General features: G+C 61.4%; 23 protein-coding genes and 1 pseudogene. 14 read left to right on the top strand and 10 right to left on the bottom strand.

Annotated elements, in window-relative coordinates; translation table 11 throughout:
• The first annotated feature begins 63 nt into the window (after window positions 1-63).
• The 8 genes from queG to AC1D06_RS03275 all read left to right on the top strand — a co-directional run bounded on the left by queG (window position 64) and on the right by AC1D06_RS03275 (window position 9,371).
• Window positions 64-1,206, top strand: coding sequence for a tRNA epoxyqueuosine(34) reductase QueG (gene queG / locus AC1D06_RS03310; RefSeq protein ID WP_477984972.1), 1,143 nt, complete (start codon window positions 64-66; stop codon window positions 1,204-1,206).
• Window positions 1,207-1,208: 2 nt separating this feature from the next.
• Complete coding sequence (locus tag AC1D06_RS03305) at window positions 1,209-2,078, top strand: SDR family oxidoreductase (RefSeq protein ID WP_477876119.1); 870 nt, start codon at window positions 1,209-1,211, stop codon at window positions 2,076-2,078.
• A 350-nt stretch (window positions 2,079-2,428) separates the two neighbouring features.
• Complete coding sequence (locus AC1D06_RS03300; RefSeq protein ID WP_477876240.1) at window positions 2,429-2,764, top strand: septal ring lytic transglycosylase RlpA family protein; 336 nt, start codon at window positions 2,429-2,431, stop codon at window positions 2,762-2,764.
• An 84-nt stretch (window positions 2,765-2,848) separates the two neighbouring features.
• Window positions 2,849-4,138 carry an RsmB/NOP family class I SAM-dependent RNA methyltransferase gene (locus AC1D06_RS03295; RefSeq protein ID WP_477984970.1) on the top strand — a complete coding sequence of 430 codons (1,290 nt, stop codon included), beginning with the start codon at window positions 2,849-2,851 and terminating at the stop codon, window positions 4,136-4,138.
• Window positions 4,139-4,358: 220 nt separating this feature from the next.
• Window positions 4,359-5,636, top strand: a complete 1,278-nt coding sequence (locus tag AC1D06_RS03290) for an imelysin family protein (protein ID WP_477984968.1) — start codon at window positions 4,359-4,361, stop codon at window positions 5,634-5,636.
• Window positions 5,637-5,684: 48 nt separating this feature from the next.
• Window positions 5,685-7,208: a di-heme oxidoreductase family protein gene (locus AC1D06_RS03285; protein WP_477984966.1), complete on the top strand. Its 1,524-nt coding sequence runs from the start codon at window positions 5,685-5,687 to the stop codon at window positions 7,206-7,208.
• Window positions 7,208-8,290, top strand: coding sequence for an imelysin family protein (locus tag AC1D06_RS03280; protein WP_477984964.1), 1,083 nt, complete (start codon window positions 7,208-7,210; stop codon window positions 8,288-8,290). The genes AC1D06_RS03285 and AC1D06_RS03280 overlap by 1 nt, the downstream gene beginning before the upstream one ends.
• 1 nt (window position 8,291) lies before the next feature.
• Window positions 8,292-9,371: a DUF1513 domain-containing protein gene (locus tag AC1D06_RS03275; RefSeq protein WP_477984962.1), complete on the top strand. Its 1,080-nt coding sequence runs from the start codon at window positions 8,292-8,294 to the stop codon at window positions 9,369-9,371.
• Window positions 9,372-9,373: 2 nt separating this feature from the next.
• Here AC1D06_RS03275 and AC1D06_RS03270 read toward each other — a convergent pair whose 3' ends face one another.
• From AC1D06_RS03270 to AC1D06_RS03255, 4 genes are read right to left on the bottom strand one after another with little or no spacing between them, the layout of a single operon-like run.
• Window positions 9,374-10,435 carry a 3-carboxy-cis,cis-muconate cycloisomerase gene (locus tag AC1D06_RS03270; protein ID WP_477984960.1) on the bottom strand — a complete coding sequence of 354 codons (1,062 nt, stop codon included), beginning with the start codon at window positions 10,433-10,435 and terminating at the stop codon, window positions 9,374-9,376.
• Between the two features lies 1 nt (window position 10,436).
• On the bottom strand, window positions 10,437-11,639 hold the full coding sequence (pcaF, locus tag AC1D06_RS03265; protein WP_477984958.1) for a 3-oxoadipyl-CoA thiolase: 1,203 nt from the start codon (window positions 11,637-11,639) through the stop codon (window positions 10,437-10,439).
• 1 nt (window position 11,640) lies between these two features.
• Window positions 11,641-12,339, bottom strand: coding sequence for a CoA transferase subunit B (locus AC1D06_RS03260; RefSeq protein WP_477984956.1), 699 nt, complete (start codon window positions 12,337-12,339; stop codon window positions 11,641-11,643).
• Window positions 12,336-13,043, bottom strand: coding sequence for a 3-oxoacid CoA-transferase subunit A (locus tag AC1D06_RS03255; RefSeq protein ID WP_477984954.1), 708 nt, complete (start codon window positions 13,041-13,043; stop codon window positions 12,336-12,338). The genes AC1D06_RS03260 and AC1D06_RS03255 overlap by 4 nt, the downstream gene beginning before the upstream one ends.
• Before the next feature lie 140 nt (window positions 13,044-13,183).
• On the opposite strand from AC1D06_RS03255, the gene AC1D06_RS03250 reads away from it, so the two are divergent.
• Window positions 13,184-13,945: an IclR family transcriptional regulator domain-containing protein gene (locus AC1D06_RS03250; RefSeq protein ID WP_477984952.1), complete on the top strand. Its 762-nt coding sequence runs from the start codon at window positions 13,184-13,186 to the stop codon at window positions 13,943-13,945.
• A gap of 27 nt (window positions 13,946-13,972) precedes the next feature.
• Here AC1D06_RS03250 and pcaG read toward each other — a convergent pair whose 3' ends face one another.
• Genes pcaG through pcaD form a run of 4 tightly spaced genes read right to left on the bottom strand, consistent with a single transcriptional unit; the run spans window position 13,973 to window position 16,541 of the window.
• Window positions 13,973-14,596, bottom strand: coding sequence for a protocatechuate 3,4-dioxygenase subunit alpha (gene pcaG, locus AC1D06_RS03245; RefSeq protein ID WP_477876109.1), 624 nt, complete (start codon window positions 14,594-14,596; stop codon window positions 13,973-13,975).
• 1 nt (window position 14,597) lies between these two features.
• Complete coding sequence (gene pcaH / locus AC1D06_RS03240) at window positions 14,598-15,338, bottom strand: protocatechuate 3,4-dioxygenase subunit beta (protein WP_477876108.1); 741 nt, start codon at window positions 15,336-15,338, stop codon at window positions 14,598-14,600.
• Window positions 15,335-15,751, bottom strand: a complete 417-nt coding sequence (pcaC, locus tag AC1D06_RS03235; RefSeq protein ID WP_477876107.1) for a 4-carboxymuconolactone decarboxylase — start codon at window positions 15,749-15,751, stop codon at window positions 15,335-15,337. Before pcaC ends, pcaH begins: the two co-directional genes overlap by 4 nt.
• Window position 15,752: 1 nt before the next feature.
• The gene (gene pcaD / locus AC1D06_RS03230; RefSeq protein ID WP_477984950.1) at window positions 15,753-16,541 is read right to left on the bottom strand and encodes a 3-oxoadipate enol-lactonase; all 789 of its coding nucleotides are present in this window, start codon (window positions 16,539-16,541) and stop codon (window positions 15,753-15,755) included.
• Between the two features lie 87 nt (window positions 16,542-16,628).
• Between pcaD and pcaQ the strand changes: the two genes are divergently transcribed.
• Window positions 16,629-17,552 carry a pca operon transcription factor PcaQ gene (pcaQ, locus tag AC1D06_RS03225; protein ID WP_477984948.1) on the top strand — a complete coding sequence of 308 codons (924 nt, stop codon included), beginning with the start codon at window positions 16,629-16,631 and terminating at the stop codon, window positions 17,550-17,552.
• Here pcaQ and ubiB read toward each other — a convergent pair.
• Complete coding sequence (ubiB, locus tag AC1D06_RS03220; RefSeq protein WP_477984946.1) at window positions 17,549-19,126, bottom strand: 2-polyprenylphenol 6-hydroxylase; 1,578 nt, start codon at window positions 19,124-19,126, stop codon at window positions 17,549-17,551. The genes pcaQ and ubiB overlap by 4 nt on opposite strands.
• A gap of 4 nt (window positions 19,127-19,130) precedes the next feature.
• Window positions 19,131-19,907: a bifunctional demethylmenaquinone methyltransferase/2-methoxy-6-polyprenyl-1,4-benzoquinol methylase UbiE gene (gene ubiE / locus AC1D06_RS03215; protein WP_477876103.1), complete on the bottom strand. Its 777-nt coding sequence runs from the start codon at window positions 19,905-19,907 to the stop codon at window positions 19,131-19,133.
• Between the two features lie 178 nt (window positions 19,908-20,085).
• Here ubiE and mutM point away from each other — a divergent pair, with 178 nt between their 5' ends.
• The 4 genes and pseudogenes from mutM to dnaA form a co-directional block, all read left to right on the top strand.
• Window positions 20,086-20,973, top strand: a complete 888-nt coding sequence (gene mutM / locus AC1D06_RS03210; RefSeq protein WP_477984944.1) for a bifunctional DNA-formamidopyrimidine glycosylase/DNA-(apurinic or apyrimidinic site) lyase — start codon at window positions 20,086-20,088, stop codon at window positions 20,971-20,973.
• Between the two features lie 12 nt (window positions 20,974-20,985).
• A complete protein-coding gene (locus AC1D06_RS03205; RefSeq protein ID WP_477984942.1) occupies window positions 20,986-21,759 on the top strand; it encodes an enoyl-CoA hydratase in 774 nt (257 codons plus the stop codon).
• A 185-nt stretch (window positions 21,760-21,944) separates the two neighbouring features.
• A complete protein-coding gene (gene rpsT / locus AC1D06_RS03200) occupies window positions 21,945-22,211 on the top strand; it encodes a 30S ribosomal protein S20 (RefSeq protein WP_477876100.1) in 267 nt (88 codons plus the stop codon).
• Between the two features lie 876 nt (window positions 22,212-23,087).
• Window positions 23,088-24,527: pseudogene (dnaA, locus tag AC1D06_RS03195) on the top strand (chromosomal replication initiator protein DnaA); the annotation flags it as partial.
• Window positions 24,528-24,542: the final 15 nt, after the last annotated feature.

Raw genomic sequence — 24,542 nt, 5'->3', positions numbered from 1 at the left:
GGAGATGGCCGGCAGGCCAGAGGGGGGTGCCGCAGCTCCGGTGCTCAAATACGAGGCCTCCTCATGGCCGCCCCTTCTAACGCCCCGGCCGCCGCCAAGCTCACCGCCCACGTCAAATCCCTGGCGCACGAACTCGGCTTCGACCTCTGCCGCATCACCACCCCCGACGCCATCCCCCATGCCGGCGATGATCTCGCTGCCTTCATCGGCCAGGGCTTTCACGGCACCATGGACTGGCTGCCGGAGACGCGTGAGCGCCGCTCGAACCCCAAAACGCTCTGGCCAGACGTCCGCTCTATCATCATGCTCGGCATGAATTACGGCCCCGAGACCGATCCCCGCGAAAATCTTGGCCGGCGAAGCACGGGCAATATCTCCGTCTATGCCCGCAATCGAGACTATCACGACGTGATCAAAGGCAAGCTCAAGGAGATCGGCGCACGCTTTGCGGCCCGCTCAGGCGCTGAGATCAAGGTCTTCGTCGACACGGCGCCGGTGATGGAAAAGCCACTGGCCGCCTCCGCCGGCTTGGGTTGGCAGGGCAAGCATACGAACCTGCTCAGCCGCGAATTCGGCTCCTGGCTGTTCCTCGGCTCGATCTTCACCGCCGCGGACCTGATCCCGGACGAGCCGGAGGTCGATCATTGCGGCTCCTGCCGCGCCTGCCTCGACGCCTGCCCGACATCGGCCTTTCCAGCGCCCTACCGGATCGATGCACGGCGTTGCATCTCCTATCTCACCATCGAGCACAAGGGGTCGATCGATCCCGAATTCAGGCCGCTGATCGGCAACCGTATCTATGGCTGCGACGACTGTCTCGCAGCTTGCCCATGGAACAAGTTCGCCTCCGCAGGCCGCGAGATGAACCTTGCGGCCCGGCCAGACCTTGTCGCGCCGCCGCTTGGCGAGTTGCTCAGGCTCGACGATGCTGCTTTCCGTTCACTGTTCTCGGGCTCTCCGGTCAAGCGCATCGGGCGCAATCGCTTTGTCCGCAATTGTCTGATCGCTGCCGGCAATTCCGGCGATCCGTCGCTTGTTGCGCACTGTCGGGCTTTGTTATCCGATATCTCGGCGCAGGTGCGCGGCATGGCGGTCTGGGCGCTGTCCAGACTTGAAAAGACGATGGACGATGACGAAGTGAGACGCATTCGTGCCGAAGAGACAGATCCCGGCGTGATCGCGGAATGGCAGAGGGCAGGGTTTTGAATATGAAAATGGTGATTCTCGGTGCCGGCTTTTCAGGCAAGATGATCGGCCGGATCTGTGCGCCGGATTTCGATGAGATCCATGGCACCAGCCGCAGCCTCGAGAATCTCTCGGAACTTGCCGCTCTCGGCATCAAACCGCGGCTCTTCGACGGCAATTCCATTTCGCCGGAGCTTAAGGCCGCATTGGCGGATGCCACCCATCTGGTCCAGTCGATCTCGCCCGGCGAGGGCGGCGACATTTTCCTCAGGCTCACGCCAGACCTCAGGGCACGGATGCCGCGCCTGCAGTGGATCGGCTATCTCTCGACTATCGGTGTCTATGGCAACCGCGACGGCGCCTGGGTGGATGAGACTGCGGAGCCGACGCCGCTGTCCAATCGCTCGAAGGAACGGGTGCTGGCCGAGAACCAATGGCTCGACATCGGCCGGCGGCTGGCAATCCCGGTCGCCGTGCTGCGCCTCTCCGGCATTTATGGTCCGGGGCGCAATCCCTTCGTCAATCTCGCCAACGGTACGGCGCGCCGCATCGTCAAGAAGGATCAGGTCTTCAACCGCATCCGGGTCGAGGATATCGGTCTGGCAACCGCGTTCCTGATCGGTCGCGACGAAGGCGGCATCTTCAACATCACCGATAGCCTGCCCTGGCCGACCCAGGATACGGTCGAATATGCGGCCAGGCTCATGGGCCTGCCGATACCACCGGACATTGATTTCGATACTGCGGAACTGAGCCCGATGCAGCGCTCCTTCTATGCGGAGAACAAGCGGGTCTCCAATGCGCGCATCCGCGCCCTGGGGTTCGAATTCCGCTTCCCGGACTACAGGATTTCCCTTGATCAGATGTGGCAAGAGGGCGCCTGGCGGGGCTGAATTGTGGCAAAAGCTGCCACAATTCTGTCATGTCGGCGGATGAAAGCCTAAAATATCCGGTTAACATCAGGTTAATTGTGAAAAATTTCGTGAAATTCGTGAAGCCGGGCAGAATAAAATGTCGCACCCGACCGTAAAAGGTCTTCACACTGATTCTTTGGTATAAAAAACTGTAAGTTGTAATTTTGTTTCCATCATGTTCCATTTAGCCAATCGATTAATATTTCAATTTTAACATTGCGTGATCGTATCAGGCAAGTTTTTGCCACTTTTGACCCGACAAAACTCGTTCCCAGAAATAAACGTTCAGGGACGGGTTAATGTTCGAAAAAAAGTACCGCGTTTTGGCCATGGCTACCTCCGCCGCTCTCATCTGCAGTCTGTCGTCGGGGGTCGCCGTGGCCAGAAACGGTTGTGGTGGCGCCTCCTGGTATGCGGCGCATTCTCGCACCGCCTCGGGTGAGCGGATGAATCCAGGCATGCTCACTGCCGCCCACCGTTCGCTCCGCTTCGGCACCCGGCTGCGAGTGACCAACAGCCGCAACGGCCGTGCTGTCATCGTTCGCGTCAATGATCGCGGCCCCTTCATTCGTGGCCGCGTTCTCGATCTTTCCCGTGCCGCCGCCAACAGCATCGGCATGATCCATAGCGGCACGGCGCGTGTCTGCTACGACGTCGTCGGCTGATTTCCGGTCGCCTTCCTTCCCAAAAGCTTGCTCTTCAGGCCAATCGCGGTTACCACGCCCGCTTGGACCAATGGAGATCAGTGAATGCGCTTGGGCGGACGGCTATCTGGAGCGATCGAAGTGCTCAATGACATTGAGACCCGACGTCGCCCTGTTGCCGATGCGTTGAAGGACTGGGGACTGTCACKGCGCTTTGCCGGCTCGGGCGACCGGGCAGCAGTTGGCAACATTGTCTATGATGCGCTCAGGATGAAGCTCTCGCACGCCTGGCTCATGGACAGTGCCACGCCCGCGGCTCTCGGCTATGCGGTGATGCTGCGCCAGTGGGGCTTTGCGCCGGAGGCGCTCGCTGCCGAATTCGAGGGCGACAAGTTCGCGCCCGAACCGCTGGACGAGGCAATGCTCAGAGCCTTCTCCACGCGCCGGCTCGAAGACGCTGCCTCCTATATCCAGGCGGATGTGCCCGAATGGGTCGTACCGTTGCTTGAGGAAAATTTCGGCGACGATTGGCTCAAGGAAGCGCAAGCGCTTGCCACCCGCCCGTCGCTCGACCTCAGAACCAACACACTCCGGGCCGACCGTAATAAAGTGGTGCAGGCGCTGGAAGAGGCGCAGGCCCAGCCTGCCGCGATTGCCCGCCAGGGCATCCGCATTCCTCCGGGTGAGGGACCATCGCGGCTACCGAATGTCACAGCGGAACTGTCCTTCGCCAAGGGCTGGTTCGAAGTGCAGGACGAAGGCTCGCAGATCGTCGCCGACCTGGTGATGGCTGAGGACGGCGAACAGATCCTCGACTATTGCGCCGGCGGCGGCGGCAAGACGCTGGCGCTTGCCGCGACGATGCACAACAAGGGCCAGGTGCATGCCTTTGATGCCGACCGCAAGCGTCTGGCGCCGATTATCGAACGCCTGCGCCGCGCCGGCACGCGCAATGTGCAGGTCCAGGAGCATGAGAAATCGCTCGCCGGTCTGCGCGGCAAATGCGACCGCGTGCTGGTTGACGCACCCTGTACCGGCACCGGCACATGGCGCCGTCGCCCCGACACCAAATGGCGGCTGACACCGAAGAACCTCGAAGAGCGCCTCGGTCAGCAGCGCGAAGCCCTGGCCAAGGCGTCCAACTATGTGCGTCCCGGCGGCTGGCTCTGCTATGTCACCTGTTCGGTCCTGCCGGAGGAAAACCAGGCACAGGTCGATTTCTTCCTGCAATCCGATCCGAGTTTCGAGGTCGTCTCTGCCCTCGACAGCTGGACAAAGCTGTTCGGCGACAAGCAGGTCAGGCCGCACAGCAGCGACGGCAAGACGCTGACGCTGTCGCCGGCGCTCACCGACACTGACGGCTTCTATTTCGCCATGCTCCGGAAAAAAGGCTGATCGGCTTCGTGCTCCGCGGCGGATATTTTGCCGCGGCCTTGGCGCAGCACGGTCGCGTCCACCGTCAACGCGGCGGGCAAGGGCGGTTTCGCGAACGCGACCGGATGAGGGAAATCCAGATCCGTTGATCCTATAATTGTTCTAAACTAGACTATTTGACACTAGTTTCATTCTGGTTCATGACACCGCCCAGCCCATCCGCTGCTCTAAGGGGAGTACCATGATCAGCAAATTTGCCCCGCTGGCGCTCACGATCGCGTCGGCCACCGCCATCCTCATGTCCAGCGCGGCGCAGGCCGCCACCGATCCCGCGGCAATCGTCAAGAACTATGTCGCGATCGGCTATGCAAAATATGAGGATTCGCTGATCACCGCCAAGGCGCTCGACAAGGCTGTCGACGCGCTGCTTGCCAATCCCAATGATGCAACGCTGAAGGCGGCGCGCGATGCCTGGATCAAGGCCCGTATTCCCTATCAGCAGACCGAAGCCTACCGCTTCGGCCACAAGATCGTCGACGACTGGGAAGGCAAGGTCAATTCCTGGCCGCTCGACGAGGGGCTGATCGACTATGTCGCCAAGTCCTATGGCACCGAGAGCGACGAGAACCCGGACTATACGCTCAACGTCATCGCCAATCCGCATTTCAAGATTGCCGGCAAGGACGTCGACGCCACCAAGATTACCCCCGACCTGCTCGCCAACACGCTGCAGGAAGCCGACAAGAGCGAAGCCAATGTCGCGACCGGCTATCACGCCATCGAATTCCTGCTCTGGGGCCAGGACCTGCACGGCACCGGCCCGGGCGCCGGCGAGCGTCCGGCGACCGACTATGACCTCAAGAACTGCACGCATGGCAATTGCGGTCGCCGCGCCGAATATCTGAAATCCGCCACCACGCTCCTGGTCAGCGACCTGACCTATATGGTCAAGCAATGGTCGCCGGAGGGTGAAGCGCCCAAGGACGACCTTGCCGACGCGAAGAAGGGCCTGTCGGCCATGCTGACCGGCATGGGTTCGCTTTCCTACGGCGAATTGGCCGGCGAGCGGATGAAGCTCGGCCTGCTGCTCCACGATCCGGAGCAGGAGCACGATTGCTTCTCCGACAATACCTATAATTCGCATCTCAACGACGCCATCGGCATCGCCGAGGTCTATACCGGCAAATATACGCGTCTCGACGGCACCAAGATCGAAGGCGCTTCGCTGCATGACCTTGTGGCGGAAAAGAATCCGGCGCTCGACAAGGAAATGATGGGCAAGCTCAACCACACGCTCGACGCCATGCATTTCATGGTCAAGCGTGGCGAGACGATCGAGAAATACGACCAGATGATCGCCGAGGGCAACAAGCAAGGCAATGCTGTCGTCCAGGCGGCCATCGATGGCCTGGTCGACCAGGCCAAGACCGTTCAACGTATCGTGACTGCACTGGATTTGGGCAAGATCGAGCTTGAAGGTTCCGATAGCCTCGATAAACCTAGCGCCGTGTTCAAATAAGCAAGGCGCGGCGGCGCGGGCCAAAATCCAGCGTCGCCCGGCATAACCATGATGCGTCCATTTCTCGTTTCGCTTCCCCTGCTGGCGCTCGTGCTGGCGGGGCAAGCCGTATCCGGCGATCAGCCCGACAATACGCCGCTGCGCAAGGATCTTTCCGTCAAAGACCGCGCTCGCGTCGAAAGTTTGATCCAACCGACGAAGGATTTTTCCCAGGCTGAGCATTTCGAGGCGTTGCAGGCCGGCGCCACGACATCGGTCGAGGAACCGGACCATCTCGCTTTCTCGCATTTCACCACCAATCTGCACAGCGATTTGGTGATGCGCTTCCATCTCGGCAATGCGCTGTTCCGCCAGATGTGGGTCGCGGCACCCGCCTCGACACATGCGACGGATGGTCTCGGTCCCTTCTACAATGCCCGTTCCTGCGAGAGCTGCCATAAGGACGATGGCCGCGGCCATACGCCGGATGGTGCCGCGGACATGACCTCGATGTTCTTGCGGCTGGCCCGTGCGCCGGCCACGGACAAGGAAAAGCAAGCGCTGGAACAGCATCTGGCGCTGAATTTCCCCGATCCCATCTATGGCCGGCAGTTGCAGGACAAGGCGGTGCCGGGTCTCGCCGCCGAAGGCCAGATGGCGATCGCCTATGCAACCGTGCCCTTCACTTTCCCGGATGGCACGAAAATAAATCTCCGCAAGCCCACTTATACGGCCACCGACCTGCGCTATGGCCCGCTCGACAAGACGACGACGGTCTCCGCCCGCGTGACCCCGGCCATGATCGGTCTCGGCCTGATCGAGGCGCTCTCCGACGACGACCTCAAAGCCAATGCTGATCCCGATGATCGCGACCATGATGGCATTTCCGGCAGGCTGCAGATGGTCACCGATGGCAAGGGCAAGCTGCGCATAGGCCGCTTCGGCTGGAAGGCAGAGAATGCCACGATCCGCGACCAGGCCGCACACGCCTTTTCCGGCGATATCGGGATCTCGACGCCGGACCTGCCGGACCCCAGCGGCGATTGCACCGCCATCGAGGCCGATTGCCTGAAAATGCCCAACGGCGAGCAGACGCGGCTCGGCAAGGGTGAAGCACCCGAACAGGTCCTGTCGCTCGTCACCTTCTATTCGCAAAACCTTGCCGTTCCCGCCCGCCGCCAATCCGGCTTTGCCGATGTGCTCAAGGGTAAGCAGCTTTTCTATGAGTCCGGTTGCGTCGCCTGTCACCGCGCCAAATATGTCACCCGCCGCGACTGGCCGGAAAAGCCGCTCGCGTTCCAGCTGATCTGGCCCTATTCCGATTTCCTGCTGCATGACATGGGCGACGATCTTGCCGATGGCCAGCCGGTCGGCCTGGCCGACGGAAAGGAATGGCGCACGCCGCCGCTTTGGGGTATCGGGCTGACCAAGACCGTCAGCGGCCACGAAGCCTATTTGCATGACGGCCGTGCTCGCACGCTCGAAGAGGCGATCCTCTGGCATGGTGGCGAGGCCACCAAGGCGCGGGACGCCTATGCCAAACTCGCGGCCGAGGATCGCCGCAAACTCATCGCTTTCCTGGAGTCGCTTTGATGATCAAGCTTGCCTGGCTCGTATCTCCTCTGCTGATGCTGGCTGCCGCCCCGCCGGCACTGGCGATCGACCAGACGTTGGCCAGAGAGGTCATGGTCAAGGCGGTGGACGGCTATATCCGGCCCGCCTATGCCGATTTCCATGCCAAGGCATCTGCGCTTGCCAATGAAACGGCAAAGCTTTGCAGCGCGCCCTCGGATGCTGAATTCAAGGCAATGAGCGCCCGCTTCAGCGATACGATCGAATCCTGGAATAAGGTGTCGATCGTGACCGAAGGGCCGGTCATGCAGGAGAACCGCTTCGAGCGCGTGCTCTATTATCCGGATCGCAAGTCGATCGGCCTGAAGCAGGTTCAAGCGCTGATCGCCACGCCGGACGAGGCCGTAACCGACCCCAAGGCGCTGAAAGAGCGTAGCGTCGGCATCCAGGGTCTTGGCGCCTTCGACTATGTCTTCTTCGGCTCTTACCCGGAAGGAATCATGGCCGAAAAAAGCAGTTTCAGATGCCGCTATGGTCTGGCGATTGCTCGGAATGTTGAAGGTATCGCCGCCGAATTGCAGGCGGCGTGGGACGACCCGAAGGGGGTTGCCAAGGACTGGAAAAACCCGTCCAAGGACAATGCCGTCTATCGCACCGGCGAAGAGGCGATGCAGGCGCTGATCGGCATTCATGTGCACGGTATCGAAATGGTTCGCGACAAGCGCATCCGGCCCTTCTACGACGGCAGTAACCAGAAAACGACGCCGAATGCCGCGATCTTCCGCCGCTCCGGCAACACGATCCGCACCATCACCGCCAATGTCGAGGGCCTCGAAAAGCTCTGGCAAGCCGCCGATCCCGACATCTTCCTGCCCGAGGATCAGAAGGCCCGCGCCGGTAACGTCGCCTTCGACTACACAGCCGCCGCCCAGGCGATCGCCAAACTGCCCCCACCGAACGCCGAAAACCTGGCCGATAAGAAATATCTGGCGAAACTCGCTTTTATCGATTCCACGCTGAAGGATGCCACCACGCGCATCAACAATGATGTCGGCGCCGCCGTCGGCCTCGAAGCTGGCTTTTCCTTCGCAGACGGAGACTGATATGTTCACCGACCCGATCGGCAAGCGCGCTTTCCTGAAAGCAGCCGGAGCCGGCTTTGCTTTGAGCCTGCTGCCGCGCCAGTCCGAAGCGCTGGAGCGGGCGGAGGCGGTTTTCGCCACCAATTTCATGGCTGCGGACAAGAGTTTTGGTGTGGCGCTGCTGACGGAGGAGGGCAAGCCGATCACGCAGTTGAAGCTTCCGGCGCGCGGTCACGATATCTCCTTCGATCCGGTGTCTTCGCGGGCGGTCTCCTTCGCTCGCCGGCCCGGCACATTCGCCTTCGTCTTCGACACCGCCGCAGGCCAGCCGGTCAAGCTTATCCAGGCGGCCGAGGGCCGGCATTTCTTTGGCCACGGTGCCTTTTCCGCCGACGGCAAGCTGCTCTACGTCGCCGAGAACGATTTTGACAATTTTGCCGGCATGATCGGCATCTACGACACCCGCTCCGGCTACCGGAAGATCGGCGAGTTCCCAGCCCACGGCATGGACACCCACGACATCCAGATGATCGAAGGCGGCCGCTATCTCGCCATTGCCAATGGTGGCATCAAGCAGCATCCCGATAGCGGCCGCGCCAAGCTCAATCTCGACCACATGGAGCCGTCGCTGGTTATCGTCGATCTCAGGGATGGCCGGATGGTCGAGAAGCATGATCTGCCGGCCGATATACGCCAGCTCTCGACCCGCCACATGGATACCGACAATCAGGGCCGCATCTGGTTCGGCTGCCAATTCGAAGGCGCTCGGGACCGCCACCCGCCGCTGCTCGGCCATTTCAAGCGCGGCGAGGACCTGACCTTCATCGATATGCCCGAAGATGTGCTCGAGGGCTTCGCCAATTATGTCGGCACGGTCGACGTCAACCGCCAGGCGGACCTTGTCGCGATCTCGTCGCCCCACGGCGGTCAATGGGCCGCCTTCGAAACCAGGACCTGCAAGCTCGCATACAAGGAAAAAATCGCCAGCGTCTGCGGCCTGGCGCGCGATCAAAAGCTCTTCGCGCGCTCGACGGAAGAGGGATGGTTCGATCGTGAGCACTCGGATGTTGCCTGGGACAATCACATCACGCCGCTGACGTGACCTCAGCCGGACGCTTTGCCGATCCGCTTCACCGCTTCCAGCAAAGCGTGCGCGTGGAGCAGCGCCATCCCCGTCGCATTCAGCATTTGCGGCAGGATCAGCCATTCGAGCGTCCAGGCGGCGCCTGAGCGTTCCTGCTCATGCACCAGCGCCTGATGCAAGCCTGAGACCTGCACGGCATTGAAACGGGCGAGCGACACCAGCACCTCGGCGCGCACCGGGTTCTGTTTGTGCGCCATGGCCGACGAGCCACCGCCACCCGAAAGCGCAATCTCGCCGATCTCGTTCTGCGCCATCAGCGCGACATCCTGGCCGATCTTGCCAAGCGCGCCGGTGACCTGCGACAGCCAGTCGCCCAGCGCTGCGATCCGATCCCGCGCGGCATGAGGCACGTAATCGGGGACGGAAAGGTCCAGCGAGGCGGCCAGGGCCTGTCTGACGGCATCGATCTTGTCGCCGAATTTCTCCGCGGTGCCGGCCGGCCCTGCGAGGGAAAGGATAAGGTTTTGCGACCGGACGGGTCCGAGCGCCAGGTGGACGCGCTTGACGAGGCCGCGCCAGACGGCAAGCCGATCGCCAGCGGAAACCGGGATCGCTGCCTGCATCCGGGTCCGTCCCATCAATTCGGCTTGGCCGAATTCTCCGATCAGGCGATCCAGGATCGGGAGCAACCCGTTCAACCGCGCATCGAAGAGTTCAAAGACACCACGCAGCTTCATCGCCAGCGCCGTATCGATCACATCCTGACTGGTGGCGCCGAGATGCACCGACCCGTCATGCGGCGCAGCGACATGCGCCTTGAGCTGCTTGACGAAGTCAGCAACCACGACACCGTCCTTCAGTGTCGCGTCACCGAGATGCGGTAGGTCCGGGCGGAAGCTCTTGGCACTGAGCGCGATGTGATCGGCGGCTTGCCGACCGATCAGGCCACATCCGGCCTCCGCCTCGGCGAGCGCCACCTCGAAGCGCAGCATCGCCTCGAGCTCGACCCTGGTGCCGATCAATCCGGCGAGCACCGGATCGATCAGCAGTGGTCCAAGGAAATCCGCCAGCAAGCCTGTCATCTCACACCCGTTCGAGCGCCACCGCAATGCCCTGGCCGACACCGATGCACATGGTCGAGATGGAACGTTTCCCGCCGGTCGCGACCAGTTCCAATGCCGCCGTGCCGGCAATGCGGGCGCCGGACATGCCGAGCGGATGGCCGAGCGCGATGGCGCCGCCATTGCGGTTGACGCGCGCATCGTCGTCGGCAATGCCGAGCTCGCGCAGTGTCGCCAGACCCTGCGAGGCAAAGGCTTCGTTGAGCTCGAACACATCGAGCTGATCGACGGTCCAGCCGATCTTCTCCAAGAGCTTCTTCGTGGCCGGGGCAGGGCCGATGCCCATGATCCGCGGCGGCACACCGGCAGTGGCGCCGGCAACGACGCGGGCGATCGGCGTCAGGCCATGTCTCTTTGCCGCTGCTTCCGAGGCGATGATCAGCGCCGCCGCACCATCATTGACGCCCGAGGCGTTGCCGGCCGTGACAGTCCCGCCTTCACGCACGATCGGCCGCAGCTTGGCCAGAGCCTCCATATTGGTGGCGCGAGGATGCTCGTCCTTGTCGACGCTGATCGGATCACCCTTGCGCTGCGGAATGGTCACCGCGGTGATCTCCTTGGCGAGCCGGCCATTGGCCTGCGCGGCGGATGCCTTGGCCTGTGACCGGACGGCGAAAGCGTCCTGGTCCTCACGGTTGACCTTGTAATCATCGGCGACGTTTTCGGCCGTTTCCGGCATGGAATCGACGCCATATTGCTTCTTCATCAACGGGTTGATGAAGCGCCAGCCGATCGTGGTGTCATGGATCTCCGCATTGCGCGAAAAGGCACTGTCGGCCTTGGGCAGCACGAAGGGTGCGCGGCTCATGCTCTCGACGCCGCCGGCAATGATCAGGTCGGCCTCGCCGGTCTTGATGGCGCGGGCGGCGGTAATCACCGCATCCATGCCCGAACCGCAAAGCCGGTTCATCGTCGTGCCGGGCACGCTGACCGGCAGGCCTGATAGCAGCGACGACATGCGCGCGACATTGCGATTGTCCTCGCCCGCCTGATTGGCGCAGCCGAAGATCACCTCGTCGATCGCAGCGAGATCGAGCGACGGATGAGCGGCAATCAGCGCCTTGAGCGGGATGGCGCCGAGATCGTCGCTGCGGACGGCGGAGAGTGACCCGCCGAAACGTCCGATTGGCGTGCGGATATAGGCGCAGATAAAGGCTTCGGTCATTTCACTTTTCCTGCAGTTCAGGCACGACGAGATCGCCAACCGTTCCATCGACATGAAGCCGCGCCCCGGTCATCGCCTGGAGTTCCTCCATCGACATGGCAGCGAGCTTCTCCCGCACCACGAAACGCTTGTCGACAATGTCGATCACGGCATGGCTGGTATAGACCCGTGTGATACAGCCAACCCCGGTCAGCGGAAAGGCGCATTTTTCCACCAGCTTCGGTTCGCCATTCTTGGTCACGTGCTCGGTGATGACGATCACCTGCTTGGCGCCGTGCACAAGGTCCATCGCACCACCGACGGCCGGCACGCCCTTGGAGCCGACGCGCCAATTGGCGAGGTCGCCGTTCTCGGCCACCTGATAGGCGCCGAGGATGGCCACGTCGAGATGGCCGCCGCGCACCATGGCAAAGCTGTCGGCATGGTGGAAGAAGGCCGCACCCGGCTTCAGCGTCACCGCCTTCTTGCCGGCATTGATCAGGTCCCAGTCCTCTTCGCCCGGCGCTGGCGCCTCGCCGAAATTCAAAATGCCGTTTTCGGTATGGAAGATGGCCTGCCGGCCCGGAGGCTGGAATTTTGCCACCATTTCCGGAAAGCCGATGCCGAGATTGACATAGGCGCCATCGGCAATGTCCTGGGCGGCGCGCCAGGCGATCTGGGCATTGGAAAGTTTTATGTCTTCGCGCGTATCGATCGTCATGCGTAGACCACCCCGGCTCGAATGAGCTCTTCTTCCTGCTGCGGATTGGCGACTTCGACGACGCCATTCACGAATATGCCCGGCGTCACCACATGCTCAGGGTCGATGCCGCCGGCCGGCACGATCTTCGACACCTGGGCAATCGTTTTCGCCGCCGCCATGCACATCAGCGGATTGAAGTTGCGGCCGGCCTTGTTGTAGGTCAGGTTGCCCTGGAGGTCGCCGATATGCGCCTTGACGATGGCAAAATCGGCCTTCAGCCAGCGCTCCTGTACATAGTGCCGGCCGTCGAATTCGGCGATCACCTTGCCGTTCGCCAGTTCCGTGCCATAGCCAGTCGGCGTGTAGAAGGCGGGGATGCCCGCGCCTCCGGCCCGGATTCGCTCGGCCAGAGTCCCCTGCGGCACGAGCTCGAGCTCGATCTGGCCGGCCAGATATCTTTCCGTAAAGGCGCGGGGATCGGACGAGCGAGGGAAGGAGCAGATCATCTTCCTGACCAGTCCGGCATCGATCATCGCTGCAATGCCGATGCGGCCATTGCCGGCATTGTTGTTGATCACAGTCAGGTCTTTCGACCCCTTGTCGATCAGCGCGTGAATGAGTTCGATCGGCGCGCCCGAGCCGCCGAAGCCGCCGATCATGACGGTGGCGCCATCGCCGATATCGGCAACCGCATCCGCCAGGCTTGCTATCGTCTTGTCCATCAAAACCTCCATCTCCGACGGAATTTTCGCCGGTGATCTCGACAGGATCAGTAGGCGAAGAAAGGCTCGACGTCTAGCATTTTGTGCGTTATACGATCTTTGTTCGAATATCGCACAAAAACAAAGCCGAGGACATGAGCATGGCAGTCACCGAGCGAGACATGATGGGTGGGCTGGCAAAGGGCCTGAAAGTTATCGAAGCCTTCACTGCCGACCGGCCACGGCTGTCGATCGCGGAGGCCGCGGCCGTATCCGGCCTCGACCGCGCCACGACGCGCCGCTGCCTGCTGACGCTCTCCGAGACGGGCTATGCACAGTATGACGGCAAGTTCTTCACACTGACCCCGCGCGTGCTGAGGCTCGGAACGGGATGCCTGGCCGCCATGCCGTTGCCGCGCATCGTCCAACCGGTTCTCGATCGCCTGTCACAGGAAATCGGCGAAAGCACCTCCGTCTCCATTCTCGACGAAACCGAGATCGTCTATGTCGCCCGCGCGGCGCAGCGGCGGGTGATGTCGATCGCCTTGATGCCGGGCTCGCGCCTGCCTGCCTATTGCACCTCGATGGGTCGCGTCCTGCTGGCGGCGCTGGAGCCGGCGGAGGCAAGGCATCTCCTGGAACGCTCGGACCTGACGCGGCGAACCGAGCGCACGGTGACCGATCCGGACAGGCTGATGGCCCTGCTCGAAGAGACGCGAAAGCAGGGCTATGCAGTCAACGACCAGGAGGTCGAAATCGGTTTGCGCTCCATCGCAGTACCCCTGACGACGGCGCGGGGGCAGACTGTCGCTGCGCTGAACGTCGGTCTGGCTGCCGGGCCGGAGGAGATCTCGACGGTCAGGGATCGCCTCCTGCCGGCATTGCTGAAGGTCAAGGCGGAACTGGCGAAGGTTCTTGCGTGAAGAGGAGGACGATACCGCCGCCCTCATTCACATATCAAAAAACACAGTCTCGTCTTCGCCTTGCAGACGAATGTCGAACCGCACCTCATTGCCGTTCCTCTGTCCGATCAGCGTCTTGACCCGCTGCCTGTGTTCGATGCGGGCAAGGATCGGGTCCTCGGCATTGGCTGCCTCTTCATCGGAAAAATACATCCGCGTCTGCAGCCCGATATTGATGCCGCGCGCCACCACCCAGAACAGGATATGCGGCGCCATCAGCCGTGCATCGTTTGCCCGGAACGGCACGCGACCGGGCTTGATCGTCTCGAAGGCAAATTCGCCGGTCTGCATGTCGCCAGGCTGCCGGCCCCAGCCGAGGAAATTCGGATCGGCCTTGCCGCGCGTCTCCGACGGGCTCTGATAAAAGCCATCGGCATCGGCCTGCCAGATTTCCACCAGTGCATCCTTGAGCGGCGCGCCAAGGCCGTCATAGACAAAGCCGCGCACGGTAATCCGTTCGCCGCGCGTATGCTCATTGGTCAGCGGTCCCGAGCCGAGATCGCTGTCGAACACGCCGTTGATGCCGACGAAATTCGGCGTGCAGCCGATATGCACATAAGGACCGGCGGTCTGCGACGGTGATTCCTTGAGATAGTTGAGCGGCTGGACCATGTCAGTTGCCCTCCTTGCGGTTCTCGAAGAAGGTCGAGCGGCGGCCGCGCAGCACGATGTCGAATTTGTAGGCGCGCATGTCCATCGGGATCGTCGCGTTCCAGTCGAGCGGCGCAATCAGCTGTTCGATGGCGCGCGGGTCGGAAATGGTGTTGACGATCGGACATTTGGCGATCATCGGATCGCCCTCGAAATACATCTGCGTGATCAGCCTCTGCGCAAAACCATGGCCGAATACCGAGAAATGAATATGCGCCGGCCGCCAGTCGTTGACACCGTTCGGCCAGGGATAGGCGCCGGGCTTCACCGTCTTGAACCAGTAGCTGCCGTCCTCGTCGGTGATCGCACGGCCGACACCGCCGAAATTCGGATCGATCGCCGCGAGATAGGTCTCCTTCTTGTGGCGATAACGCCCGCCGGCATTGGCTTGCCAGAATTCCACCAGCACGCCCGGCACGCCGCGGCCGCGTTCGTCGAGCACCCGACCGTGGACGAGCAGCCGTTGGCCGATCGCCATCTCGCCAGGCCGGGCATAGTTGACGATCAGGTCATTGTCATAGGGACCGAGCATATTGTGGCCGAAGACCGGGCCGGTCAATTCCGTCGTCGTGCCTTCCAAAGAAATCAGCGCCTTCTGCGGCGAGCGCAGCACGGAAGTCTTGTAGGCCGGCGCATAAGCCGGCGGATGCCAGCCGCGGTCGCGGGCGAAGAATGCTCCCGTCTCCGGCAATGTGTTCTTCATGCCTGTCCTCCTCGCGTCTCTTTCGCCGCGCTCATCTCATCGAGAGTCTTCTTGACGATCTTGATCGCCGAATTGGCGGCGGGCACGCCGGCATAGATTGCCACATGCAGCATGGCTTCGCTCAGATCGTCCGGGGTGGCGCCCGTATTGGCCGTGGCGCGCACATGCATCGCCACTTCCTCGTCATGGCCGAGGGCCGCGAGCAGCGCGATCGTGACGATCGAGCGCTCGCGCTTCGTCCAGTTCGGCCGCGACCAGACATGGCCCCAGGCAGCTTCGGTGATCAGCGTCTGGAACGGCTCGTCGAATGCGGTCTTGTTGGCCTCGGCGCGGTCGACATGGGCGTCGCCCAGCACCGATCGGCGGGTCGCCATGCCCTGTAAAAAACGTTCCGACGGAGCCTTGCTCGCCATCTCAATCTCCGCTGATGAAATCGGTCAACAATTCAGCCAGTTTTTCCGGCTGCTCGATACAGGGCAGGTGGCCGCAGCCCTTGATGATCTCGAATTGCGCGCCGGCAATGCGATCGGCAGTGGCCTTGACGAGATCCGGCGGCGTCGAGCCGTCCTGGTCGCCGACCACGACCAGCGTCGGCACCTTGATCTTGGCTGCATCGCCGGTGAGATCGGTGTCGCGCAAAGCCACGCAGGTGCCGATGTAGCCCTCGACCGATTGCCGGACGAGCATGTTGCGGTAGCCGGAAAGCTCTGCGGCCTTGTTCGTATGGAAATCCGGCGTGAACCAGACTTTCATCACACCGTCGGCAATCGCTTCGATGCCCTTGTCCTTCACGGTGGCGATACGCGTGTTCCAGCTGTCGTCGGTGCCGACCTTCGCGGCCGTATCGCAAAGCACGAGTTTCTCGACCAGGCTTGGCTTCAGCTTATAGACCATCTGCGCCACCAGCCCGCCGACCGAAACGCCGCAAAGAACGGCCTTCTTGATGCCAACATGCTCCATCAGGCCGATCACGTCGCGGGCATGGTCTTCCATCGAATAGGGCGCTTGACCGAGATCGGAAAGACCGTGGCCGCGCTTGTCATGCAGCAGGATCGACCAGTTCTCCGTCAATTCGTCGATCAGCGGCAGCCAGATGCGGAAATCGGTGCCCAGCGAATTGATCAGCACCAGCACCGGCTCATCCTCGAACTCGGTGAGATATTCGTAGTGAAGAACCGTCCTGTTGATTTTTGCGAAAGCCATGAATGTCTCCTCAGTCGCACGTTATTGGATGATTTTGTTTTGGTATAATGATATTTTTGCCAGAAATCATAACTGGATTGGCATGAATTGGACAGCCGGATCAAGTTTCGTCATCTGCAGACCTTCATCGAAGTGGCGCGACAGAAAAGCGTCGGCCGCGCGGCGGATGTGCTCGCCATCACCCAGCCGGCGGTGACGCGGACGATCCGCGAACTCGAAGACTATCTTGGCGTCGATCTCTTCGAAAAGGAAGGGCGCGGCATTCGTATCACTCGCTTCGGCGAGGTTTTCCTGCGCCATGCCGGCGAAAGCGTCGCAGCCGTGCAGCGCGGGCTCGACTCGATCGTGAGGGCAAGGAATTCCAGCGGCCCACCGCTGCGGATCGGGGCGCTACCGACGGCCTCTGCGAGTTTCATGCCGGAAGCAATGGCGGAATTTTTGAAGGCCGGGACGGGCAGCCTCGTCACCATCGTCACTGGCGAGAACCGAACCTTGCTCGACGCGTTAAGGATCGGTGATCTCGATCTCGTCGTTGGCCGGCTTGCAGCGGCGGAGCGAATGACGGGACTGCATTTCGAGCCGCTCTATTCGGAAGAGGTCTGTTTCGTCGTCCGCACCGGCCATCCGCTGCTTTCTCGGCGGAATTTCTCGCTCACGGAACTCGCCCATTATACAGTTCTGATGCCGACGGAAGGTTCGGTCATCCGTCCATTCGTCGATCGCCTATTGCTGACCAACGGCATCGCCGAACTCACCAATGTCATCGAGACGGTGTCGGACAGCTTTGGCCGCGCCTTCCTCGAAACGCATGATGCGATCTGGGTCATCTCCAGGGGTGTCGTGTCGCGCGAGATCGATGCGGGGCGGTTGGCAAGGCTCGATGTCGATACATCGGAGACCTCGGGCGCCGTGGGCTTTACGACGCGAGCCGATGCGGTGCCCAATCTGGCATTGCAGATCATGATCACCACGATCCGGGAGCATGTCCGGACGTCCGGGCGGGGGCTCTAAAAATAAAGCTTTGCCGCGATCGCCAGCAGCGACAGCGCGATGACCCATTGCGCCACGCGGCCCCAGCGCGTTGCGCGCGCTTCCGCCTTGCCGATCGCCTCTGCCGTCGCCGGTTCGAAGCGCAGGCCCTTTTCCGTCATCTCTGTCAGTTGGATGGCGAAATTTTCTGCTTTCCTGGTGATCTCAGGCATGGCCTCAGCCAGCCGGAAAGCGGCATAAAGCCCATCCTTCAGGTCACCAGCGATCCGGCGCGGGCCGAGATTGTCGCGAATCCAGCCGCCGACCACCGGCTCCGACGCCTTCCACATGTTGAAATGCGGATTGAGCGAGCGCGCCACGCCTTCGACCACCACCATGGTCTTCTGCAGCATGATCAGTTCAGGCCGCGTCTCCATGTCGAACAGATCGGTAACCTCGAAGAGCAGCGTCAACAGCTTGGCCATGGAGATCGTATCGGCCGGCTGGCCATGGATCGGCTCGCCGATCGCCCGGATCGCCTGGGCAAACGAGGCGTGGTTGTGGTGCGAGGGCACGTAACCGGCTTCGAAATGCACGTCGGCGACGCGGCGATAATCGCGGGTGATGAAGCCGTAAAGGATCTCGGCGAGGAAACGCCGTTCCTTCTTGCTCAGCCGGCCGACAATGCCCATGTCGACGGCGACCACCACGCCATCCTTGTCGACGAACAGGTTGCCCTGGTGCATGTCGGCATGGAAGAAGCCGTCCCTGAGCGTATGCCGCAGGAAAGACTGCATCAGCTTCTCGGCTAATTGGTTGAGGTCGTAGCCGGCGGCACGCAAGCCGTCGACATCAGACATCTTGATGCCGTCGATCCATTCCATGGTGACGACATCGCGGCCGGTCCGTTCCCAATCGACTTTCGGCACGCGGAAGCCGGGATCGTCCTTGGTATTTTCCGCAAGCTCCGAAAGTGCCGCCGCTTCCAGCCGCAGGTCCATCTCGATCTTGGTCGTTTGCTCCAGTGTCCTGGTGACCTCGACGGGCCGCAGCCGCCGGGCGGGCGGATAGAAGCGCTCCTGCATGCGGGCGACGACATAGTTTGTCTCGATATCCCGGGCGAAACGTTCGCGCACGCCTGGACGGATCACCTTCACTGCCACCTTCTGGGCGATGCCATCCTTGACCACTGTCGCAGCATGGACCTGGGCGATCGAGGCGGCGGCCACCGGCGTGCCGAAATCGGCGAACAGGTCCGTCATCCGCCGGCCGAGCGAGGCCTCGATCTGGGCCGTAGCCTGCTCGGTCGGAAAAGTCGGCATGCGGTCCTGCAACTGCGCCAGGTCGGCGGCAAAATCATTTCCGACCACGTCGGGGCGGGTCGCGAGGAACTGGCCGATCTTGACATAGGATGGTCCCAGCCGTTCGACGGCACGGGCGAGATTGTCGGATCGCGTCGCACTTTTCGCCCGGTTGCGGGCGAAAAGACCGGCGAGCGAATGGCCGAATTGCAAAAGCGGCGGCAGGTCGTCGGACGGCAGCGCCGAGATGACGCCTTCGCGCACCAGCACCCAGCCGAGTTTGATCAGGCGGACATAGGCTCCAGCAGTGCTCATGAGATCAGAGTTTCCAGCCCGAATGCAGGGCTGCGACGCCGCCGGTGAAATTGGTGAAGTTCGCGCGTGCAAAACCGGCCTTGGTGATCATCGCGGCGAAATCRCGCTGATTGGGGAATTTGCGGATCGACTCGACCAGGTATTGATAGGGCTCGGCGTCGCCGGTGATCGCTTTGCCGATCTTCGGGATGGCGTTGAATGACCACGTTTCGTAGACGCGGTCGAGCAGCGGCAGCTCCACGTCCGAAAATTCCAGCACCAGCAGCCGTCCGCCGCGCTTCAGCACCCGGTAGGCTTCCGACAGCGCCACATCGATGCGCGGCACGTTGCGGATGCCGAAGGCGATCGTATAGGCGTCGAATGTATTGGCCTCGAACGGCAGTTCCTCGGCGTTGGCCTCGACAAAGGTGACATTGGGCGTCAAGCCCTTCTTCGAAGCCCGATCGGCGCCAACGGCCAGCATCGAGCCGTTGATGTCGAGCACGGTGGCATGCGCCAGCCGGTTGGACGCCTCGACGATGCGGAAGGCAATGTCGCCCGTGCCGCCGGCGACGTCGAGCACCTTATAATCGGCGCTCTTGCGCGGGTTGAGCGCGGAAATCATCGCATCCTTCCAGACGCGGTGCATGCCGGCCGACATCAGGTCGTTCATGACGTCGTAACGCTTGGCGACCTTATGGAACACGTCGTTGACGAGACGCTGCTTCTCGCCCGCGCCGACCTCGCGGAATCCGTAGGATGTTTCCATCCCGCCTTCGGCATTGGTGCGCGCTTCGTTCATCGTCGTGACTCCACTCTTCCTATATGCGGCGCACAATAGCCAATCGCCTCATGGCGCGCCAGTAAGCCAGGCAGCGAAATCGCATGTCCGCCGGCCCGCAAGCGGGCCACTTGCCTATGGACCGAAGCAGCCCGCTCCGCCTATATCTGTGACCAGGATTGATTATCAAGAGTGCGCGATGCCTGAATTGCCAGAGGTGGAGACCGCCCGACGCGGGCTTGCCCCGTTCATGGAAGGCGGATCGGTTCGCAAGCTGACATTGAAGCGTGGCGATCTGCGCTTTCCCTTTCCGGAGAAGTTCGCCGAGAGGGTCGAGGGCCGCAGGATCATCGCGCTTGGCCGGCGGGCGAAATATCTGCTGATCAATCTCGACCAGGATCTCACCATCATCGCCCATCTCGGCATGTCCGGCTCCTTCCGCATCGAGGCCGAGGCGGATGGCGCGCCCGGCCAGTTCCATCACCCGCGCTCGAAGGACGAGGCGCATGACCATGTCCTCTTCGACGTGGATCGCAAGGATGGGCCGGTGCGCATCATCTATAATGACCCGCGCCGTTTCGGCTTCATGCATCTGATGCCGACCTCCGACCTCGACACCTATCCCGCTTTTGCCGGCCTTGGCCCGGAGCCGACCGGCAACAGCCTGTCCGCCGTCTATCTCGCCGGACGCTTCGAAGGCAAGAAGCAGCCGCTCAAAAGCGCACTGCTCGATCAGCGGGTCGTGGCCGGCTTGGGTAATATCTATGTCTGCGAGGCGCTCTATCGCGCCCATCTTCTGCCAACCCGCGCTGCGGCTTCCGTCGTCACCAAGGCTGGCAAGCCGGCCAAGTCGCTGGAACTCCTAGCCGACGACATCCATGTCGTGATTGCCGAAGCGATCGCGGCTGGTGGCTCGTCGCTGAGGGACCATATCCGTATCGATGGCTCGCTCGGCTATTTCCAGCACAGTTTCCGCGTTTATGACCGCGAGGGCGAACCCTGCCTGACGCCGGACTGCAATGGAACCGTCACCCGCATCACCCAGTCCGGCCGTTCGACCTTCTACTGTCCGGTCTGCCAGAAATAGAGGAGAGTTCCGATGGCTTACGAAACCCTGATCGTCGAACAGCGCGGCAGCGTGGCTTTGGTCACGCTCAACCGGCCACATGCGCTCAACGCGCTCAACAAGATCCTGCTGGACGAGTTCCTGGAGGTTCTGGCCCGCTTCGCCGACGATGACGGCGTCCATGTCGTGGTGTTGACCGGCAACGAGAAAGCCTTCGCCGCCGGCGCCGATATCAAGGAGATGAAAGACTTCTCCTATATGGACGCCTATCTCGGCGACCATACGTCCGGCTGGGACAAGGTCGCCACCTTCCGCAAGCCGCTGATCGCCGCTGTCGCCGGCTTTGCTCTGGGTGGGGGCTGCGAAGTCGCGCTGATGTGCGACTTCATCATCGCCGCCGACACAGCCAAGTTCGGCCAGCCGGAGATCACCCTCGGCGTCATCCCCGGCATGGGCGGCACCCAGCGGCTGACGCGTGCGGTCGGCAAGGCCAAGGCCATGGACATGGTGCTGACGGGCCGAATGATCGACGCCGCCGAGGCCGAGCGCATCGGCATGGTCGCTCGCGTCGTGCCGGCCGAGAAGCTGATCGAGGAGGCGCTCGCAGCGGCAGAGAAGATCGCCTCGCTCTCACGTCCGTCGGTGATGATGGCCAAGGAAAGCGTCAACCGCGCCTTCGAAACGACGCTTTCGGAAGGCATGCGCTTCGAGCGGCGCCTATTTCACTCTTTGTTTGGCACGGAGGATCAGAAAGAAGGCATGGCCGCCTTCACCGAAAAGCGCAAGCCGAAGTTCCGGAACCGGTGATAGGGCCGCAGATTCTTTCCGAAAGTCGATTGACGTTCCCGGGGATTGGCGCTATACGCCCGGCCACAGTTTGAAAAGCCAAGCGCTTTTCTGGATGTTCCCTCATTGCCCGGCATTGAGGCCGCCCGTCCTAGGGCAGCGGCATCGGGGCATGTTGGACCAGAATCGATTGAAGAGAGGCATAGATGGCCAATACAGTTTCGGCGAAGAAGGCGACCCGCAAGATCGCGCGCCGCACGGCAGTTAACAAGTCGCGTCGTTCGCGCATCCGCAGCTACGTGCGCAAGGTCGAGGAAGCGATCGCTTCCGGCGACAAGGCAGCCGCCGAGGCGGCGCTCAAGGCGGCTCAGCCGGAGCTGCAGCGCGGCGCAACCAAGGGTGTGATGCACCGCAATACTGCGTCCCGCAAGGTGTCGCGTCTCGCGCAGCGCGTCAAGGCGATCAGCGCTTAATTTCGTCTAAATTCATGCTTAAAAAAGCCTGGCACGTCGTGCCGGGCTTTTTGTCGTCCTGTTGCAAATAGTTAATATTTCCTTCACGCGGCATCAGTGTGATAATTTGAGATGACAAGTTTTATTAAACAAATTCAAATAGATACAGAAGGTCCGCGGAAGGTGCTGTCCGCTTACGCTACGGCAACTTGTCGCAAGAGCGAGTCAAGTGAATTTTTTATTTTTTTCGTCGATTGGCCGAGTCGCGCGCTTCACAACTGAATCCCGTTGATTCCCAAGCGATTATTTTTCCACTCGAGCGGTGGTTTGGGCGCCCACGGTAATGTCAATCGCTTTCTCTTAAGAATGCGTAAAAAAGGGCATTGATCTTGCCCGATGAACTTGCCTAAATGCCTTCCACAGAGGCGAGGCGCTCTGGTCCGGGAATGCTGAAAGGGCATTCGGATCGGCAGTCCAAAGACCTGTATTCGCGGTGGAATCTCGAATTCCGCTTCATCCCGGACCGTTAGGCAAGGCAAAGGGCACGCAAGCGCCCGATGGAAGGTTTTTGTCTGTCGGGAAGGGCTCATGAAACGGTGGTGCGGCGAAGGAGATAGGCAGAGGACGGCAGCACGTCTGTCGATCCAGGAACCGGAAGACTTATTGAACGTTATTCCCGATTGTCGAGTCGAGCGAGGACCTCTGCTCAGTCCTGGGGACGGGACGGCAAGGTACGATGGATGTCGGGAGAGGAACCAAGGGTACACCCTTGGACCACGAAATACAAAAGGCGGCGACATGCATATGACAATGACAGATAAAAACGCGTATTCCAGCAGGGATAATGCGCGTATTGTGCCATCCAGCAATGCAGATGCAGATTCGGGGGAAACGGGGATGAAACACGACGCCTTGTTCGAGCGCTTCAGCGCGCGTTTGAAGGCGAAAGTGGGCCCGGATGTCTATGCAAGCTGGTTCGGCCGGCTGAAAATCCATTCGATCTCGAAGAGTGTGGTCCGGCTCACCGTGCCGACGACCTTCCTCAAGTCGTGGATCACCAATCGTTATCTCGACATCATGACGGCACTGCTGCAGGAAGAGGATGCCAATATCCTCAAGGTCGAGGTTCTGGTCCGCAGCGCGGCGAAGCCGAGCCGGCCTGATATCGCCGACGCCCCTGTCGTTGTCGACGCGTCGATCACGCAATTGCCGCGCAAGGCGGCCGCCCCGACGCTGTTCCAGCCCGCTGCATCGCAGTCGGCCCCGGCTGCCAAGCCTGTGCAGAACTCCACCCTGTTCGGTTCGCCGCTCGACAGCCGTTACACCTTTGCAAGCTTTGTCGAAGGTTCGTCCAATCGTGTCGCCCTTGCCGCGGCGAAGACGATTGCCGAATCCGGCGCCGGCGCCATCCGTTTCAACCCTCTGTTCATCCATTCGAGCGTCGGACTGGGCAAGACGCATCTGTTGCAGGCGATTGCCGCGGCGGCGCTGAGCAATCCACGCAATCCGCGTGTGGTCTACCTGACGGCCGAATATTTCATGTGGCGTTTCGCCACTGCGATCCGCGACAATGATGCGCTGACGCTCAAGGAATCGCTGCGCAATATCGATATCCTGATCATCGACGACATGCAGTTCCTGCAGGGCAAGCTGATCCAGCACGAATTCTGCCATCTGCTCAACATGCTGCTCGACAGCGCCAAGCAGGTCGTCGTCGCGGCCGACCGGGCGCCTTGGGAGCTTGAATCGCTCGATCCGCGCGTCCGTTCGCGGCTGCAGGGCGGCGTGGCGATCGAGGTCGAGGCGCCGGATTACGAAATGCGGCTCGAAATATTGAAGATCCGCCTGGCCCAGGCCAGGCAGGAAGACCCGAGCCTCGATATTTCCGACGAAATCCTCCAACATGTGGCGACCAATGTCACGGCGTCGGGACGCGAATTGGAAGGCGCCTTCAATCAGCTGATCTTCCGCCGGTCCTTCGAGCCGGACCTGACCATCGAGCGTGTCGACGAACTGCTGTCGCATCTCGTCGGAGCCGGCGAGCCGAAGCGCGTCCGTATCGAGGACATCCAGCGCATCGTCGCCAAGCACTATAATGTGTCGCGGCAGGAATTGGTATCCAACCGCCGCACACGCGTGATCGTCAAGCCACGGCAGGTGGCAATGTATCTGTCAAAGACCATGACGCCGCGTTCCTTCCCGGAAATCGGCCGGCGCTTCGGCGGTCGCGACCACACGACGGTGCTGCATGCGGTGCGCAAGATCGAGGAGCTGATCTCCAACGATCAGAAACTGTCGCATGAGATCGAATTGTTGCGCCGTCTGATCAACGAATAGCCTCAATCCTTTAGG

It is taken from the genome of Rhizobium sp. P2_G2, assembly GCF_056403555.1.
Note: the sequence above shows the minus strand (reverse complement) of the source record. Positions and strands in the feature narration are given on the sequence as shown.

Bases quoted from the DNA above. Each gene is read 5' to 3' on its own strand.
- pcaH (WP_477876108.1), bottom strand. From the start codon at position 15,338: ATGAAGAACACATTGCCGGAGACGGGAGCATTCTTCGCCCGCGACCGC.
- AC1D06_RS03255 (WP_477984954.1), bottom strand. From the start codon at position 13,043: ATGGACAAGACGATAGCAAGCCTGGCGGATGCGGTTGCCGATATCGGC.
- AC1D06_RS03290 (WP_477984968.1), top strand. From the start codon at position 4,359: ATGATCAGCAAATTTGCCCCGCTGGCGCTCACGATCGCGTCGGCCACC.
- pcaC (WP_477876107.1), bottom strand. From the start codon at position 15,751: ATGGCGAGCAAGGCTCCGTCGGAACGTTTTTTACAGGGCATGGCGACC.
- AC1D06_RS03270 (WP_477984960.1), bottom strand. From the start codon at position 10,435: ATGACAGGCTTGCTGGCGGATTTCCTTGGACCACTGCTGATCGATCCG.
- rpsT (WP_477876100.1), top strand. From the start codon at position 21,945: ATGGCCAATACAGTTTCGGCGAAGAAGGCGACCCGCAAGATCGCGCGC.
- pcaF (WP_477984958.1), bottom strand. From the start codon at position 11,639: ATGACCGAAGCCTTTATCTGCGCCTATATCCGCACGCCAATCGGACGT.
- pcaG (WP_477876109.1), bottom strand. From the start codon at position 14,596: ATGGTCCAGCCGCTCAACTATCTCAAGGAATCACCGTCGCAGACCGCC.
- queG (WP_477984972.1), top strand. From the start codon at position 64: ATGGCCGCCCCTTCTAACGCCCCGGCCGCCGCCAAGCTCACCGCCCAC.
- AC1D06_RS03305 (WP_477876119.1), top strand. From the start codon at position 1,209: ATGAAAATGGTGATTCTCGGTGCCGGCTTTTCAGGCAAGATGATCGGC.
- AC1D06_RS03205 (WP_477984942.1), top strand. From the start codon at position 20,986: ATGGCTTACGAAACCCTGATCGTCGAACAGCGCGGCAGCGTGGCTTTG.
- AC1D06_RS03280 (WP_477984964.1), top strand. From the start codon at position 7,208: ATGATCAAGCTTGCCTGGCTCGTATCTCCTCTGCTGATGCTGGCTGCC.
- pcaD (WP_477984950.1), bottom strand. From the start codon at position 16,541: ATGGCTTTCGCAAAAATCAACAGGACGGTTCTTCACTACGAATATCTC.
- AC1D06_RS03275 (WP_477984962.1), top strand. From the start codon at position 8,292: ATGTTCACCGACCCGATCGGCAAGCGCGCTTTCCTGAAAGCAGCCGGA.
- mutM (WP_477984944.1), top strand. From the start codon at position 20,086: ATGCCTGAATTGCCAGAGGTGGAGACCGCCCGACGCGGGCTTGCCCCG.
- AC1D06_RS03250 (WP_477984952.1), top strand. From the start codon at position 13,184: ATGGCAGTCACCGAGCGAGACATGATGGGTGGGCTGGCAAAGGGCCTG.
- ubiB (WP_477984946.1), bottom strand. From the start codon at position 19,126: ATGAGCACTGCTGGAGCCTATGTCCGCCTGATCAAACTCGGCTGGGTG.
- AC1D06_RS03300 (WP_477876240.1), top strand. From the start codon at position 2,429: ATGGCTACCTCCGCCGCTCTCATCTGCAGTCTGTCGTCGGGGGTCGCC.
- AC1D06_RS03260 (WP_477984956.1), bottom strand. From the start codon at position 12,339: ATGACGATCGATACGCGCGAAGACATAAAACTTTCCAATGCCCAGATC.
- AC1D06_RS03285 (WP_477984966.1), top strand. From the start codon at position 5,685: ATGATGCGTCCATTTCTCGTTTCGCTTCCCCTGCTGGCGCTCGTGCTG.